The sequence below is a fragment of the Bacillus sp. ISL-18 genome (genome assembly GCF_018613415.1).
Taxonomy (GTDB): domain Bacteria; phylum Bacillota; class Bacilli; order Bacillales; family Cytobacillaceae; genus Neobacillus.
Map to the genome: position 1 here is coordinate 153,845 of NZ_JAGGQG010000002.1, position 12,629 is coordinate 166,473.

General features: G+C 39.2%; 9 protein-coding genes. 7 read left to right on the top strand and 2 right to left on the bottom strand.

Translation table 11 applies throughout. The annotated features are described in order from the left end of the window. Positions 1-18 precede the first annotated feature (18 nt). Positions 19-1,293 (top strand): M48 family metallopeptidase, encoded by a 1,275-nt coding sequence (locus tag J7E81_RS00910; RefSeq protein WP_215040147.1) that lies wholly within the window; start codon positions 19-21, stop codon positions 1,291-1,293. Positions 1,294-1,377: 84 nt separating this feature from the next. On the opposite strand, the gene J7E81_RS00915 is transcribed toward J7E81_RS00910, so the two are convergent. Next, a complete protein-coding gene (locus J7E81_RS00915) occupies positions 1,378-1,614 on the bottom strand; it encodes an IDEAL domain-containing protein (RefSeq protein WP_215040149.1) in 237 nt (78 codons plus the stop codon). A gap of 194 nt (positions 1,615-1,808) precedes the next feature. Here J7E81_RS00915 and J7E81_RS00920 point away from each other — a divergent pair, with 194 nt between their 5' ends. Then, positions 1,809-2,369 (top strand): competence protein ComK, encoded by a 561-nt coding sequence (locus J7E81_RS00920; RefSeq protein ID WP_215040151.1) that lies wholly within the window; start codon positions 1,809-1,811, stop codon positions 2,367-2,369. 4 nt (positions 2,370-2,373) lie between these two features. Here J7E81_RS00920 and J7E81_RS00925 read toward each other — a convergent pair whose 3' ends face one another. Next, complete coding sequence (locus J7E81_RS00925; protein ID WP_215040153.1) at positions 2,374-2,739, bottom strand: YhjD family protein; 366 nt, start codon at positions 2,737-2,739, stop codon at positions 2,374-2,376. Between the two features lie 268 nt (positions 2,740-3,007). Between J7E81_RS00925 and J7E81_RS00930 the strand changes: the two genes are divergently transcribed. The 5 genes from J7E81_RS00930 (at position 3,008) to addA (ending at position 12,608) form a co-directional block, all read left to right on the top strand. Next, positions 3,008-3,946: an LCP family protein gene (locus J7E81_RS00930; RefSeq protein WP_215040154.1), complete on the top strand. Its 939-nt coding sequence runs from the start codon at positions 3,008-3,010 to the stop codon at positions 3,944-3,946. Between the two features lie 27 nt (positions 3,947-3,973). Further along, complete coding sequence (locus tag J7E81_RS00935; RefSeq protein ID WP_215040156.1) at positions 3,974-4,639, top strand: TVP38/TMEM64 family protein; 666 nt, start codon at positions 3,974-3,976, stop codon at positions 4,637-4,639. Next, positions 4,629-5,183, top strand: coding sequence for a signal peptidase I (gene lepB, locus J7E81_RS00940; RefSeq protein WP_215040157.1), 555 nt, complete (start codon positions 4,629-4,631; stop codon positions 5,181-5,183). Before J7E81_RS00935 ends, lepB begins: the two co-directional genes overlap by 11 nt. A 158-nt stretch (positions 5,184-5,341) precedes the next feature. After that, positions 5,342-8,836, top strand: coding sequence for a helicase-exonuclease AddAB subunit AddB (gene addB / locus J7E81_RS00945; RefSeq protein WP_215040160.1), 3,495 nt, complete (start codon positions 5,342-5,344; stop codon positions 8,834-8,836). Continuing rightward, positions 8,829-12,608 carry a helicase-exonuclease AddAB subunit AddA gene (addA, locus tag J7E81_RS00950; RefSeq protein WP_215040162.1) on the top strand — a complete coding sequence of 1,260 codons (3,780 nt, stop codon included), beginning with the start codon at positions 8,829-8,831 and terminating at the stop codon, positions 12,606-12,608. Before addB ends, addA begins: the two co-directional genes overlap by 8 nt. Positions 12,609-12,629: the final 21 nt, after the last annotated feature.

Sequence of the window (12,629 nt, forward strand, 5' to 3'; positions counted from 1 at the left end):
AAAAAGGGGGACAGAATCATGGTACGAAAAATGGGAGTCTATGCGGTTTTGGCCTTTTGTTTATATGGTTTGTTTATTTATTGGTATTTATTTCATTTTGCTAATACCTCATTACCATTTGAATATCAAGGCTCCAAGGCAGACCCATCAACTTTCCTAAATGGAAGGGAGTTAGACTTAAGCGAAGAGTATTCAAAGATTAGAAATTTATTGTTTTTTTTATCTACTCCATTTGAATGGCTTTTTTATTTTCTTATCCTTTTATTTGGGTTTTCAAAGGCCTTTAAGCGCTGGGCGGATCAATCAGCAAAGGTAAAGGCACTGCGGATGCCAATTTATTTAATCTGGCTATCCTTGTTTGCCTTTGCAGCTACTTTCCCGTTAAACTATATCAGCTATTCATTATCTCGAACCTATCATATTTCAACCCAGACATTTGCCTCCTGGATGAAAGATGAATTAATTGATTTCTGGATTAACTATGGTACATGGCTGATTATTGTCCCAGTTCTTTACTGGTTAATGAAAAAAAGTCAAAAGCGCTGGTGGCTTTATGGCTGGCTGTTATCCGTGCCTTTTACATTATTTATGATGTTCCTGCAGCCGGTTGTGATTGACCCGTTATACAATGATTTCTATCCTCTTAAAAACAAGGAATTGGAAACAAAGATTTTAGCATTGGCAGAGAAAGCACATATTCCAGCACAGCATGTTTTTGAGGTCAATATGGCGGATAAAACAAACGCCTTAAACGCTTATGTTAGCGGGATTGGTTCGAATGCCAGGATTGTTCTTTGGGACACAACATTGAACAGGTTAAATGATAATCAAATCTTATTTATAATGGCTCATGAAATTTGCCATTACGTTGAAAAACATATTTATTTTGGGATAGCGGGTTATTTGCTTTTATCCCTGCTGGGACTTTATTTAACCTACAAAATAATGAACTGGGCAGTAAGAAGATGGGGCAGGGAACTGAAAATAGATGATGTAAGAGATATTCGCTCCCTGCCGTTATTTTTTATGATTTTATCTCTGCTTTTATTTTCTGCGAGCCCGCTAACTAATCTCGTATCACGGTATGAGGAAAAGCGTGCTGATCAGTATGCAATCGAAATGACCAAAAACCCGGAAGCTGCTATCAGCTCCTTCCAAGAATTAACCCGGTCTGGATTAAGTGAGGTCAACCCGCCATTACTGGTGAAAATATTCCGATATACCCATCCATCCATGCTAGATCGAATTTCCATGTTAGAAGAATATGAAATTACCCATCGAAACCAACATTAACTATTCCTTTGTGGCCCAAGATTCATATCTTGGGCTTTTCTTTTCCATAAAAAAAAACCGCCAATTTCTCAGCGGTCGAGCATATTAGGTTCCGAATCGCTTGTTTATCTTAATTAGCTCATTAGAAAGAAGCTGAAAGGTCTTTTTGTCCCGGGTATCAATGGCCTTGTCAATTTTACGCAGCAACTTTTCCTTTTCTACATTCAACTGGATTTCCGATAGCAGCATCTCGATGTATAAATCCTGGACGAAGTTTTCTTTCATACGGGCTCGTTTCATGGCACCAATTTTCATTAATTCTTGGTATGACTTATCATTCATGAAAATCACCTCTGAGCTTTTTTAAAGTATATGGTTTTTTTGCCATAATATCAATAATATTTAAAATTTTCTATTAGTATTATTCTTGACAAATAATTGTGAATAATTTTTGAACAATTCAAGGAAATTAAGGGAGTAAAAAGTAAAAAGTGGTAAGATATGGTGGATAAAATGTAACTAGAGGGGTTGAGATTTTGCCGCAAAAACAAACGGGAGATTATATAGTGAATTCTTGTACCATGTATATAAAGCCGGAAGAGTATGGAAATAGGCTATTCTCAGTTATTGGTGAAGTCGAAGATGAAATTCTTTCTCCGCTTAAACCATTTAGTATCATTCAAAAAAGTTGCGCTTATTATGGTGTAGATTATGAAGGCAGAAGGAAAGGGACACGGTTATTAATTGACTATTCACGTAAGCTTCCGATTGTCATTGAACCCATTAACAACATCTATACATTCTGCACCGCTTCCCCAGAGAGTCCAAAATGTATCTGGTTCTTCGCTGAACATATCAAAGATTATCGGCGTGTTTCCGCACGGGAAACATTGGTCATTTTCCGCCATAATCAAACTCACATTTTCCCTGTTTCCTATAACACGTTTAATACCCAAATGCTGCGGACATCTTATTTACAAATGAAGCTAATGCAAAGAGTGGAGTTTAGTAAGAAACAATTAGCTTTTATGCTCCATGGGACAAAGCCTTCAAAGGCATCAGAGAGCAATGAGCTTTATTTGAATGAAAGAAAATAAGTGACTATCTGGACATGTCTCTTTTGGATAAGTATGTTTCTAATAACTCCTGGACTTTGTTTCGAATTCTTGGATTAAAATAATTATGGTTTTCTTCGTAGCCTTTGTAAATAAACATATACATTGTAAAAGCTTCATCCCGGTTTGTCTCAATTACCTGTAGTTTGTTCTTCTTCATATACTGTTTAACCTCAGCTAACTCGTGTTGAATTTTCTTCATGGTTTCTTCTATTAAATTTAAATAAGGTTTTTTTAATTTAAAAGGGCTGTTTGTTACAACGTTTAAATCGCGATTAAGGATAATAAGAACCATTGGTAAATAGATGGCCTTTTCCATGATGTCACGCTCATCCTCCGGAATTCTGGTCATTTTTCATCTTCTCCCTTTATAAAAGTAGAACGGGTGTTCTGAGTTAATTTTATCAAAAACAGACTGAAATATGCAATAGGTGATTAGTGAAAGAAAGCTTGTCATATGACAAGCTTTCTTTGTTGCAAAAATAAAGAAAGATATGAGAAAGTTTTTATTAATAGAAGGAGATTAGATAGGGGAAAATGAATTAAAATGAGGATACAAAAAAAGAATAACATCGTCATATAAACTGAAGGGATAACGTGGACGAATGGATGAAAAACAAATGAGATCTGATAGACATCAAAAAAAGAAAAAGAAAAGGTGGCCGTCCATTTTACTTGTGTGCCTGCTGTTGATAGGTGGAGTATCTGGATATGCTTATTATCAATATCAACAAGGGGTTAAACAATCATTAAAAAAACTCAACAATGATAAAAAAGATACAAACGTGGTTTATGATTTTTCAGGGCAAAAAGATCAGTATGGGGATACAAATGTCCTGCTGCTTGGCAGTGATGCACGGGGAAATGAAAAGTCCCGCTCTGACACCATAATGATCCTTCATTATAACGAAAATAAAGGGACCTTCAAACTAACATCGATTATGCGGGACAGCTATGTCGCCATTCCGGGTCATGCTAAACATAAAATTAATTCTGCTTTTGCACGCGGCGGTCCTGAATTAATGAGGCAAACAATTAAGCAAAATTTTGATATTGATTTGCAATACTATGCTATTGTTGATTTTCAAGGGTTTGCCCAGCTTATTGATGAATTATTTCCAAACGGTGTAGAAATGAATGTGGAAAAGAAAATGTCAGCGAATGTTAACCCTCCATTACAGCCTGGCCAGCAAAAACTAAATGGTGCCCAGATGCTGAGTTACGTTCGCTTTCGTCATGATGCGATAGGTGACTTTGGACGTGTTGAACGACAGCAGAAAGCAATAAAGGCCATAAAGGATCAATTAAGTGGACTTAAAACGGTTGCCAAACTTCCCAAACTTATTGGGGTGGTTACACCTTATATAAATACAAATATGCCAACCACTGATGGAGTATTTATGGCGAAAGAATTCCTTACCGGTGACCAAAATATTGAAACCCTCCGTATTCCCATTGATAATAGCTTTACAGAGCCGCGGATAAGTGGAGAAGGAGCGGTACTTAAGATTGATGTTGAGAAAAATAAACAGGCACTCCATCAATTTATAACACAGTAGGATTTATTTAATAAAGGAGAAAGCGGGATGGACTTCGAAACACTTAAAGCTTGGTTTACACTTGAACATATCATGAGCCTTATACAGGAGTATCGGGCTCTTGGTCCCATACCAGGCATCTTGTTGATTATTGTGGAAGCATTTTTGCCGTTTCTCCCTTTATTTGTATTTGTAATGGCAAATGCCAATGCCTTTGGTCTATGGCTGGGTTTTTTGTATTCTTGGCTTGGGGCTTGTTTAGGTGCTATTATTGTTTTTCTTCTAATTAGAAGATTTGGACAAAAACGGCTATTATCATTTCTGCCCAAACATCCAAAAGTCCGCAAACTTATGGATTGGGTGGAACGTCACGGGTTTGGCCCTCTTTTTCTATTAGTATGTTTTCCATTTACCCCATCAGCACTAGTAAACATTGTTGCTGGTCTTTCGAAAATCAGCTTGGCTCAGTACATGCTGGCCGTGTGTATTGGGAAAATGGTGATGATCTTTACCATAAGTTTTATCGGTTATGATCTCCATTCATTGATAACTAAACCTCTTCGCACGGTTATCGTTTTTATTGTTATCTTTATTCTTTGGTTTGTAGGGAAAAGAATTGAAGTTAAAATGAATAAGCGTTTAGAATTTGACCATAATGGAGAAATAGATAGAAAGAAAGAAAAGGAGAAACGGAGGAGTGTCAATGAAGATTGAATGGAAAAAAGAAGGATTAGAATGGATGAAGGCTTTTGCGATTGGAATTATTATTTTTGCGTTTATTCGAACTTTCTTCTTTTCTAATTATATAGTAGAAGGCGAATCGATGATGCCGACTCTCCAGAACGGAAACAAACTTGTTGTCAATAAGTTAGGGTATCAAGTAGGTGAGTTAAACCGATTTGATGTGATTGTCTTTCATGCTAATGAGAAAGAGGACTTCGTTAAGCGGATTATCGGTCTGCCAGGTGATCGGATTGAGTATCGGGATGACACGTTATATATAAATGGCCATAAATATGAAGAACCCTTCTTAAATATTTATAAAAAGAAATCCCCTGGATTGAAGTTAACAGGAGATTTTAGTTTAAAGGAAATTACCGGTGAAAATATTGTGCCTGCAGGGAAATTATTCGTTCTTGGTGATAATCGACTAGGGAGTTGGGACAGTCGTCAATTTGGCTTTATCAATGCCAGTCAAGTCGTCGGTAAAGTTGATTTGCGTTATTGGCCGTTAAATGAAATAAATGTTCACTTCTAATAAAAATAGGACGGAGACACGATTAGATGGAATCGTGTTTTTTTTTTTCGTATTTTTTACCATTATTGGTTTAAACCCGTCCACCTGAAAATCCAAACATTTGTACTCTTTTGTGATAGAATGGGAGATACAGAGTATAGGGAAGGGGAGGTTTTCTAATGTCATTAAGAATGATTACCGGCCGGTCAGGCAGCGGAAAAACGGCATTGTTCCTCGATGAAATCCGTGACCGTCTTTTAGAAAATCCGGAAGGAAATCCGATTATTTATATCGTACCGGAACAAATGACATTTTTAACAGAATATCGTTTGGCGACAGACTCGCTCGTTGGCGGGATGATCCGTGCCCAGGTGTTCAGCTTTTCCCGTTTGGCATGGCGAATTCTGCAAGAAACAGGCGGAATAACCCGTTACCATTTAAGTAGTGTAGGCATGAACATGTTAATTCGTAAAATAATTGATGAACAAAAGGAAAATTTAAATATCTTTCAGCGTGCGGCAGATAAAAATGGATTTGTTCAGCAGCTCGAACAAATGATTACTGAATTTAAACGGTATTGTATCAGCCCGGTGGATTTGATTCAAAAATCCACTCAACTTAGAACTGATGGTTCCGTATCGCAAGCATTGCATGACAAATTAACAGATTTAGAGAAGGTTTATTCGAAATTTGAGGACGAAGTCTTTGGGAAATATATTGATTCAGAAGATTATTTCCGACTTTTAGCTGAAAAAATCTCTGCCTCGGCCTATTTAAAAGAAGCGGAAATTTATGTTGATGGTTTTTACAGTTTTACGCCGCAGGAATTACAAATCATTGCTGAGTTAATGAAGCAATGTAAACAAGTTTCTATTTCGATGACGACAGATCGTTTATCCATTGATTCAGTTCCAGATGAACTCGATTTATTCCGCGCTTCGGCAGATGCCTGTTACAGTCTTTTTGATATGGCTAAAACATGGGGGATTGAAATAGCCCCACCAATCATACTCACAGACCAAAAAAAGTGGACGGCCCCATCCATCTGTCATTTAGAGAAACATTTTGATACCCGTCCAGCTTTACCTTTTCATGGAGCAACTGAAATTCAAATTAGTCAGGCAGTTAATCGGAGAGCAGAGATTGAAGGGATTGCCAGGGAAATCCGTCATGTAGTTCAAACTAGCGGTTACCGTTATCGTGATATTGCCTTATTAATTAGAAATGGAGGGGACTACCATGAAGTGATCGAACCTGTTTTTGACGATTATCAACTGCCTTATTTTATTGATCAGAAAAGGACCATGCTCAATCATCCCTTAATTGAATTAATTCGTTCAACGCTAGAAATCATTAACTCTTTTTGGCGCTATGAACCGGTATTTAGAGCGATTAAAACAGAATTGCTCTATCCACTTCAAGAGAATCCTGCTAAAATGCGGGAAAAGATGGATAGGCTTGAAAATTATTGCCTTGCCTACGGAATTAATGGCAGCAAATGGACCAAAAAGGACCGTTGGGGTTACCGGCGAATTAGAGGGCTTGAATTGACAGGAAGCGGGCAGACCGATGCTGAAAAAGAGATCGAGAATGAAATAAATGAATTAAAGCTTCTGGTTACAGCGCCAATTTTACGTTTGTCCAGACGTTTGAAAAAAGCTGATACCGGACGAAAGCTCTGTGAGGCAATTTATTTATATTTAGAAGAATTGGATATACCCGATAAACTTGAGAATTGGAAAGTAGCTGCTGAGGAAAAGGGAAACCTTGTAAGAATGCGGGAGCATGAACAAGTATGGAATGCTGTGGTTGACCTGCTAGATCAATATGTAGAAATATTAGGAGAAGAGCAAGTTAGCTTAAAAGCCTTTGCTGCCATTTTAGAAGCAGGCTTTGATTCCTTACATTTTTCACTTATTCCACCCGCACTTGACCAGATTCTCATCGGTGACCTGGAAAAATCGCGGTTAAATGATAGTAAGATAGTATTTGTTGTTGGTGTAAATGAAGGGGTATTACCGGCAAAAATCTCAGATGAGGGCATTCTTGCTGAGGAGGACCGGGAGCTATTATTAGCTGCTGGAATGAATGTGGCACCAAGCAGCCGCACCCGCCTGCTCGATGAAAACTTCCTTGCCTATAAAGCTTTCACCGCACCCTCGGAGTTTCTTTATGTGAGCTATCCTCTTGCCAATGATGAAGGGAAAGCCTTAATTCCTTCCTCTTACATTAAGCGTCTTAAAGATTTGTTCCCGGCCATACAAGAGACTTACTATGTTGCAGATCCCTCAGAGCTTGACGAGAAGGGCCAGTTAGGTTTTGTATCTAATTTTACGACCACCTTGTCCTACCTAAACGCACAACTGCAATGGAAAAAGAGAAACTATCCAATCGCTGATTTGTGGTGGGATGTGTATAATTACTACCTCCAAAGTTCCTGGAAAAATAAAACCGCCAAAGTACTGTCGAGTCTTTTTTATACAAATGGGACTGTTCAATTGTCCCCTGAGGTGGCAGATACATTATATGGTGATATTATTCAAGCTAGCGTGTCAAGAATGGAATTATATAATGGATGCGCCTTTTCTCATTTTGCACAGCATGGGTTAAAACTTCGTGAGCGGCAAATCTTTCGTTTAGAAGCACCAGATATCGGGGAATTATTTCATGCTGCTTTAAAACAAATTGCCGAGACCGTAAATGAACAGAATCTATCATGGGCTAAGTTAACTCGCCAGCAGTGTGAACATCTAGCCAAAGACGCAGTCAAAACCTTGGCGCCAAAGCTGCAAAATGAAATCCTGCTAAGCTCAGAAAGACACCATTATATTCAGCGGAAGTTAGAACAAATTATTACCCGTGCCTCGATTGTTTTGAGCGATCATGCCAAGGTAAGTGGTTTCTCGCCGATTGGATTAGAATTAGCTTTTGGGCCTAATGGGGAACTGCCGCCGTTAAGCTTCTCTTTAAAAAATGGAAAGAGAATGGAACTAGCTGGACGAATTGATCGGGTTGATCAAGCAAAAGCCGAGGATGATAGTGTCTTTTTAAGGGTAATCGATTATAAATCAAGCGAAAAAGATGTTAATTTAACAGAAGTATACTATGGTTTAGCCTTACAAATGCTGACCTACCTTGATATCGTCATGACACACTCTACTGAATTGGTGGAAATGAAAGCGAGTCCTGCTGGTGTACTTTACTTTCACGTTCATAATCCTTTTATTAATACAAAGAAAATGCTGACCATTGACGAAATTGAAAATGAAATCATGAAAAAGTTTAAAATGAATGGATTAATGCTCAGCGACCAAAAAGTAATCCAGCTGATGGACCAATCTCTAGAGTCTGGTGACTCACACATCGTCGCAGCTGGCATCAAGAAAGATGGAAATTTATCCAAGAAATCAAAGGTTGCCAGCTTAGAAGAATTTAATCAGTTAAGAAATCATGTTCGGACCATCTATCAAAATACAGGTAATGCCATTATTAACGGTCAAATTGATATTTCACCATTTAAATTGAAGGACAAAACAGCTTGTACATTCTGTTCCTATAAATCTGTATGTCAGTTTGATGAATCAATTGATCATAATCATTTTCGGATTCTAACACCACATTCAAAGGATGAGGTATTAGAATTGATCAAAGAGGAGGCTTCTGAAAATGAATAGTCTTGTAATTCCTCCGAAGCCTGAAGGGGTAACCTGGACGAACGACCAGTGGAAGGCCATTGCAGCTAGGGATAAGGATATCCTTGTTGCGGCTGCCGCTGGTTCGGGGAAAACAGCAGTACTGGTCGAAAGAATCATCCAAAAGATAGTCTCAAAAGAAGAACCAATCGATGTTGACCAGTTACTAGTGGTTACGTTTACGAGTGCTTCCGCGGCAGAGATGAGACACCGAATTGGGGAAGCGCTGGAAAAGGCAATTGACCAAAATCCCGAGTCAAGAAATTTACGAAAACAGCTTAGCCTATTAAATAAGGCAACCATCTCGACTCTGCATTCTTTCTGCATGGAAGTGATCCGTAAATATTATTACTTAATTGATATTGACCCTGGTTTCCGCATCGCTGATGTAACAGAGGCCCAATTAATTAGAGATGAAGTAATGGATGAATTATTTGAAGAGGAATATGGAAAAAAAGATAATGAAGCATTTTTTAATTTGGTAGATTCGTTTACAAGTGATCGAAGTGATGCGGCCTTAATGGACATTGTTCGATCCATTTACGACTTTGCTCAGTCCAATCCTCTTCCAGACAGTTATTTGGAGAAAATCATTTCTATGTACCAGGTGGAGGAAATTGCGTCGATCGAGGACCTTCCTTTTATTGAGGCACTTCTTTTTGATAGTAAACTGCAATTAGAAGCGGCTAAAGAAATGATCGAGCAAGCGCTCGAGCTTACAAAGCTGCCAAATGGACCGGCACCTCGTGCAGAGAACTTTTTAGATGATTTACAGGTCATTGACACCTTAATTTCAGCCGAGCAGGATTCATGGAACACGCTTTACCAGGCCATGCAAACCTGGTCTTTCACAAGGGCTAAACAGGTAAAGGGTGATCACTATGATAAGGAATTAACAGAAAAGGCCCAGAAACTACGGGACAAAGCCAAGAAAAAAATTCAAGGTATAAAGGATGAACTCTTTTCACGACGGCCTGAAAGCTTTTTACGGGATATGGTAGAAATGCGTCCATTAATCGAAACATTAGTTTATCTTGTAAAAGAGTTTTTCAACCGGTTTGCTAAGGCAAAACAGGAAAAAGGGCTGGTCGATTATAACGACCTGGAACATTTTTGTCTTGCTATTTTAACAGAAGGAGTTTCGGATGAAGGTGAATTCCTGCCATCAGAGGCAGCCCGCGCGTATCGGCTCCATTTTAAGGAAGTTTACTGCGATGAGTACCAAGATACGAATATGGTACAGGAGACCATTTTGAAGCTGGTAGCAAAGGATGAGGGAGAAAACGGTAATCTTTTTATGGTTGGGGACGTAAAGCAGTCCATTTACCGGTTCCGCTTAGCAGAACCACAGCTGTTCCTTTCCAAATATAATCGTTTCACAGTGGATGGGTCCTCATCCGGACTCCGAATTGATTTGGCTCAAAACTTCCGAAGCCGGAAAGAGGTCCTTGATGCGACAAACTATCTCTTTAAACAGATTATGGGGGTCAAGGTAGGAGAAATCCGGTACGACGAGGCGGCTGAACTTCGAAATGGTGCACCATATCCTGAAGATAAGGAATTTCCAGTAGAGTTGATGCTCATTGACCAAAATGCTGAAAGTCATAAGGCGGAAGAAGTGGAAACAGGCGACGAAACAGATTTAGTAGAATTCGACACAGCCGATCTTGAACAATCACAGCTAGAAGCAAGGGTGATTGCTGCTAAAATTAAGGAACTGATCAGCGCTGGGACACCTGTATATAACGCCAAAACAAAAACAGAAAGACCTATAATGTATCGGGATGTAGTGATCCTTTTCCGCTCAATGACATGGGCACCGCAATTTATGGAGGAGTTCAAACAACAAGGGATTCCCATCTATGCCAATCTATCAACCGGTTATTTTGAAGCAACAGAAGTATCCATTATGTTGTCACTTCTTAGGGTTATTGATAATCCGTACCAAGATATTCCCCTTGCCTCTGTCTTGCGTTCCCCAATTGTTGGGTTAAACGAGGAGGAACTATCGAAAATTCGGATCGGCAGGAAGAGCGGTTCGTTTTGGGAGGCTGTTAATGCCTTTTGTTTAAGTAAAACGTCTGAAGTGAATGACCCCTTTTATGAAAAGGTTCGTGCTTTTTTTGACTTGTTAAAAGAATGGCGAGCGTTAGCCAGACAAGGTTCACTCTCAGAACTGATTTGGCAGGTATATCGTGACACTCAATTTTATGACTTTGCTGGCGGATTGCCTGGCGGAAAGCAGCGGCAGGCGAATTTACGTGCTTTATATGATAGGGCACGTCAATATGAGCAGACATCTTTCCGCGGATTGTTTCGATTTTTGCGATTTATTGAGCGCATGATGGATAGAGGAGATGATCTCGGCGCAGCCAGAGCACTTGGTGAGCAAGAGGATGTTGTCCGAATCATGACCATCCATAGCAGTAAGGGATTGGAATTTCCCGTTGTATTTATGGCGGGAATGGCACGGAATTTTAATATGACTGACATTCGTAAACCATTTATGCTTGATAAAGAGCTTGGATTTGCAGCGAAATATGTGAATGCGGAAAAACGGATTTCTTATCCATCACTGCCGCAAATCGCCTTTAAACAGAAGAAAAGGATGGAAATGCTCGCTGAAGAAATGCGCGTGTTATATGTGGCCATGACAAGGGCAAAAGAAAAGCTGTATATGACCGCAACATTAAAAGATGCCGGCAAACAAATCGACAAGTGGAAAGATGTTTCCGCCCATAACGAATGGCTATTGAAGGATTATGAAAGAGCTTCTGCCACGAGTTATATGGACTGGATTGGACCTGCACTCGTCCGTCATCGCGATTTTAGCGGGCTATGTGTAGAAGGTGAGAGAAATTGGGAGGTACCGCCGGAGATTTCAAACCATCCATCTTCATGGAAGATCACGTTACAACATGCTGATGAAATAAAAAAACAGGCTATTTCCATTGAAAATGAAGAGGACCAACTTCTTAAAAAAGTTGAAAATTTAGAGCAGGTGCCATCTGAATCAACCTTAGCAGATGAAATACATGCGCGGCTTACTTGGGAATATCCTTTCCTCGGTGCTGCCAGTCATCGTTCAAAGCAATCTGTTTCCGAAATCAAACGTACCCGGGAACTAACAGATGAATACAGCAGTACAGAACTCCTTGGGCGTTTTCGAAAGTCCATCTTGAAACGGCCTAAGTTCATGCAGGAGAAACAATTAAGCCCCGCTGAACGCGGGACAGCCATGCACATGGTCATGCAGCATGTAGATTTGAAAAAAGAAGTGAATGAAAAAGCAATTGCTGAACAGTTAAACTGGATGGTAAACAATGAATTATTAACACCTGAACAAAGTGAAGTAATTGATGCAAAATTAATTGCCCAATTTTTCACCTCACCGCTCGGACAGAGATTTTTTAAAGCTAAAGCGGTTCATCGGGAAGTTCCTTTTACTGTTTCCTTACCTGCACATGATGTTTATCCTGATTGGAATGAGGGGGATGAATCAGTGTTTGTACAAGGGATTATCGACTGCATCCTAGAGGATGAAAATGGCCTTGTGTTAATTGATTATAAATCCGATGGAATAACAGACAGGTATAAAGGGGGCTTTAATCAGGCCAAGGAAATTCTTGAAAACCGTTATAAATTACAAATTAACTTATACACGAAAGCGATAGAACAGATTTGGAAAAGAAATGTAACGGAAAGATATTTATTTTTCTTTGACGGTGCTCACATCTTGAGGCTGGAAAAATAAAAAAATGACATAGACCATTAT

Excerpts from the sequence above, each read along its gene's own strand:
- J7E81_RS00910 (WP_215040147.1), top strand. The coding sequence starts at position 19 with ATGGTACGAAAAATGGGAGTCTATGCGGTTTTGGCCTTTTGTTTATAT.
- J7E81_RS00915 (WP_215040149.1), bottom strand. The coding sequence starts at position 1,614 with ATGAATGATAAGTCATACCAAGAATTAATGAAAATTGGTGCCATGAAA.
- J7E81_RS00925 (WP_215040153.1), bottom strand. The coding sequence starts at position 2,739 with ATGACCAGAATTCCGGAGGATGAGCGTGACATCATGGAAAAGGCCATC.
- J7E81_RS00930 (WP_215040154.1), top strand. The coding sequence starts at position 3,008 with ATGAGATCTGATAGACATCAAAAAAAGAAAAAGAAAAGGTGGCCGTCC.
- J7E81_RS00935 (WP_215040156.1), top strand. The coding sequence starts at position 3,974 with ATGGACTTCGAAACACTTAAAGCTTGGTTTACACTTGAACATATCATG.
- lepB (WP_215040157.1), top strand. The coding sequence starts at position 4,629 with ATGAAGATTGAATGGAAAAAAGAAGGATTAGAATGGATGAAGGCTTTT.
- addB (WP_215040160.1), top strand. The coding sequence starts at position 5,342 with ATGTCATTAAGAATGATTACCGGCCGGTCAGGCAGCGGAAAAACGGCA.
- addA (WP_215040162.1), top strand. The coding sequence starts at position 8,829 with ATGAATAGTCTTGTAATTCCTCCGAAGCCTGAAGGGGTAACCTGGACG.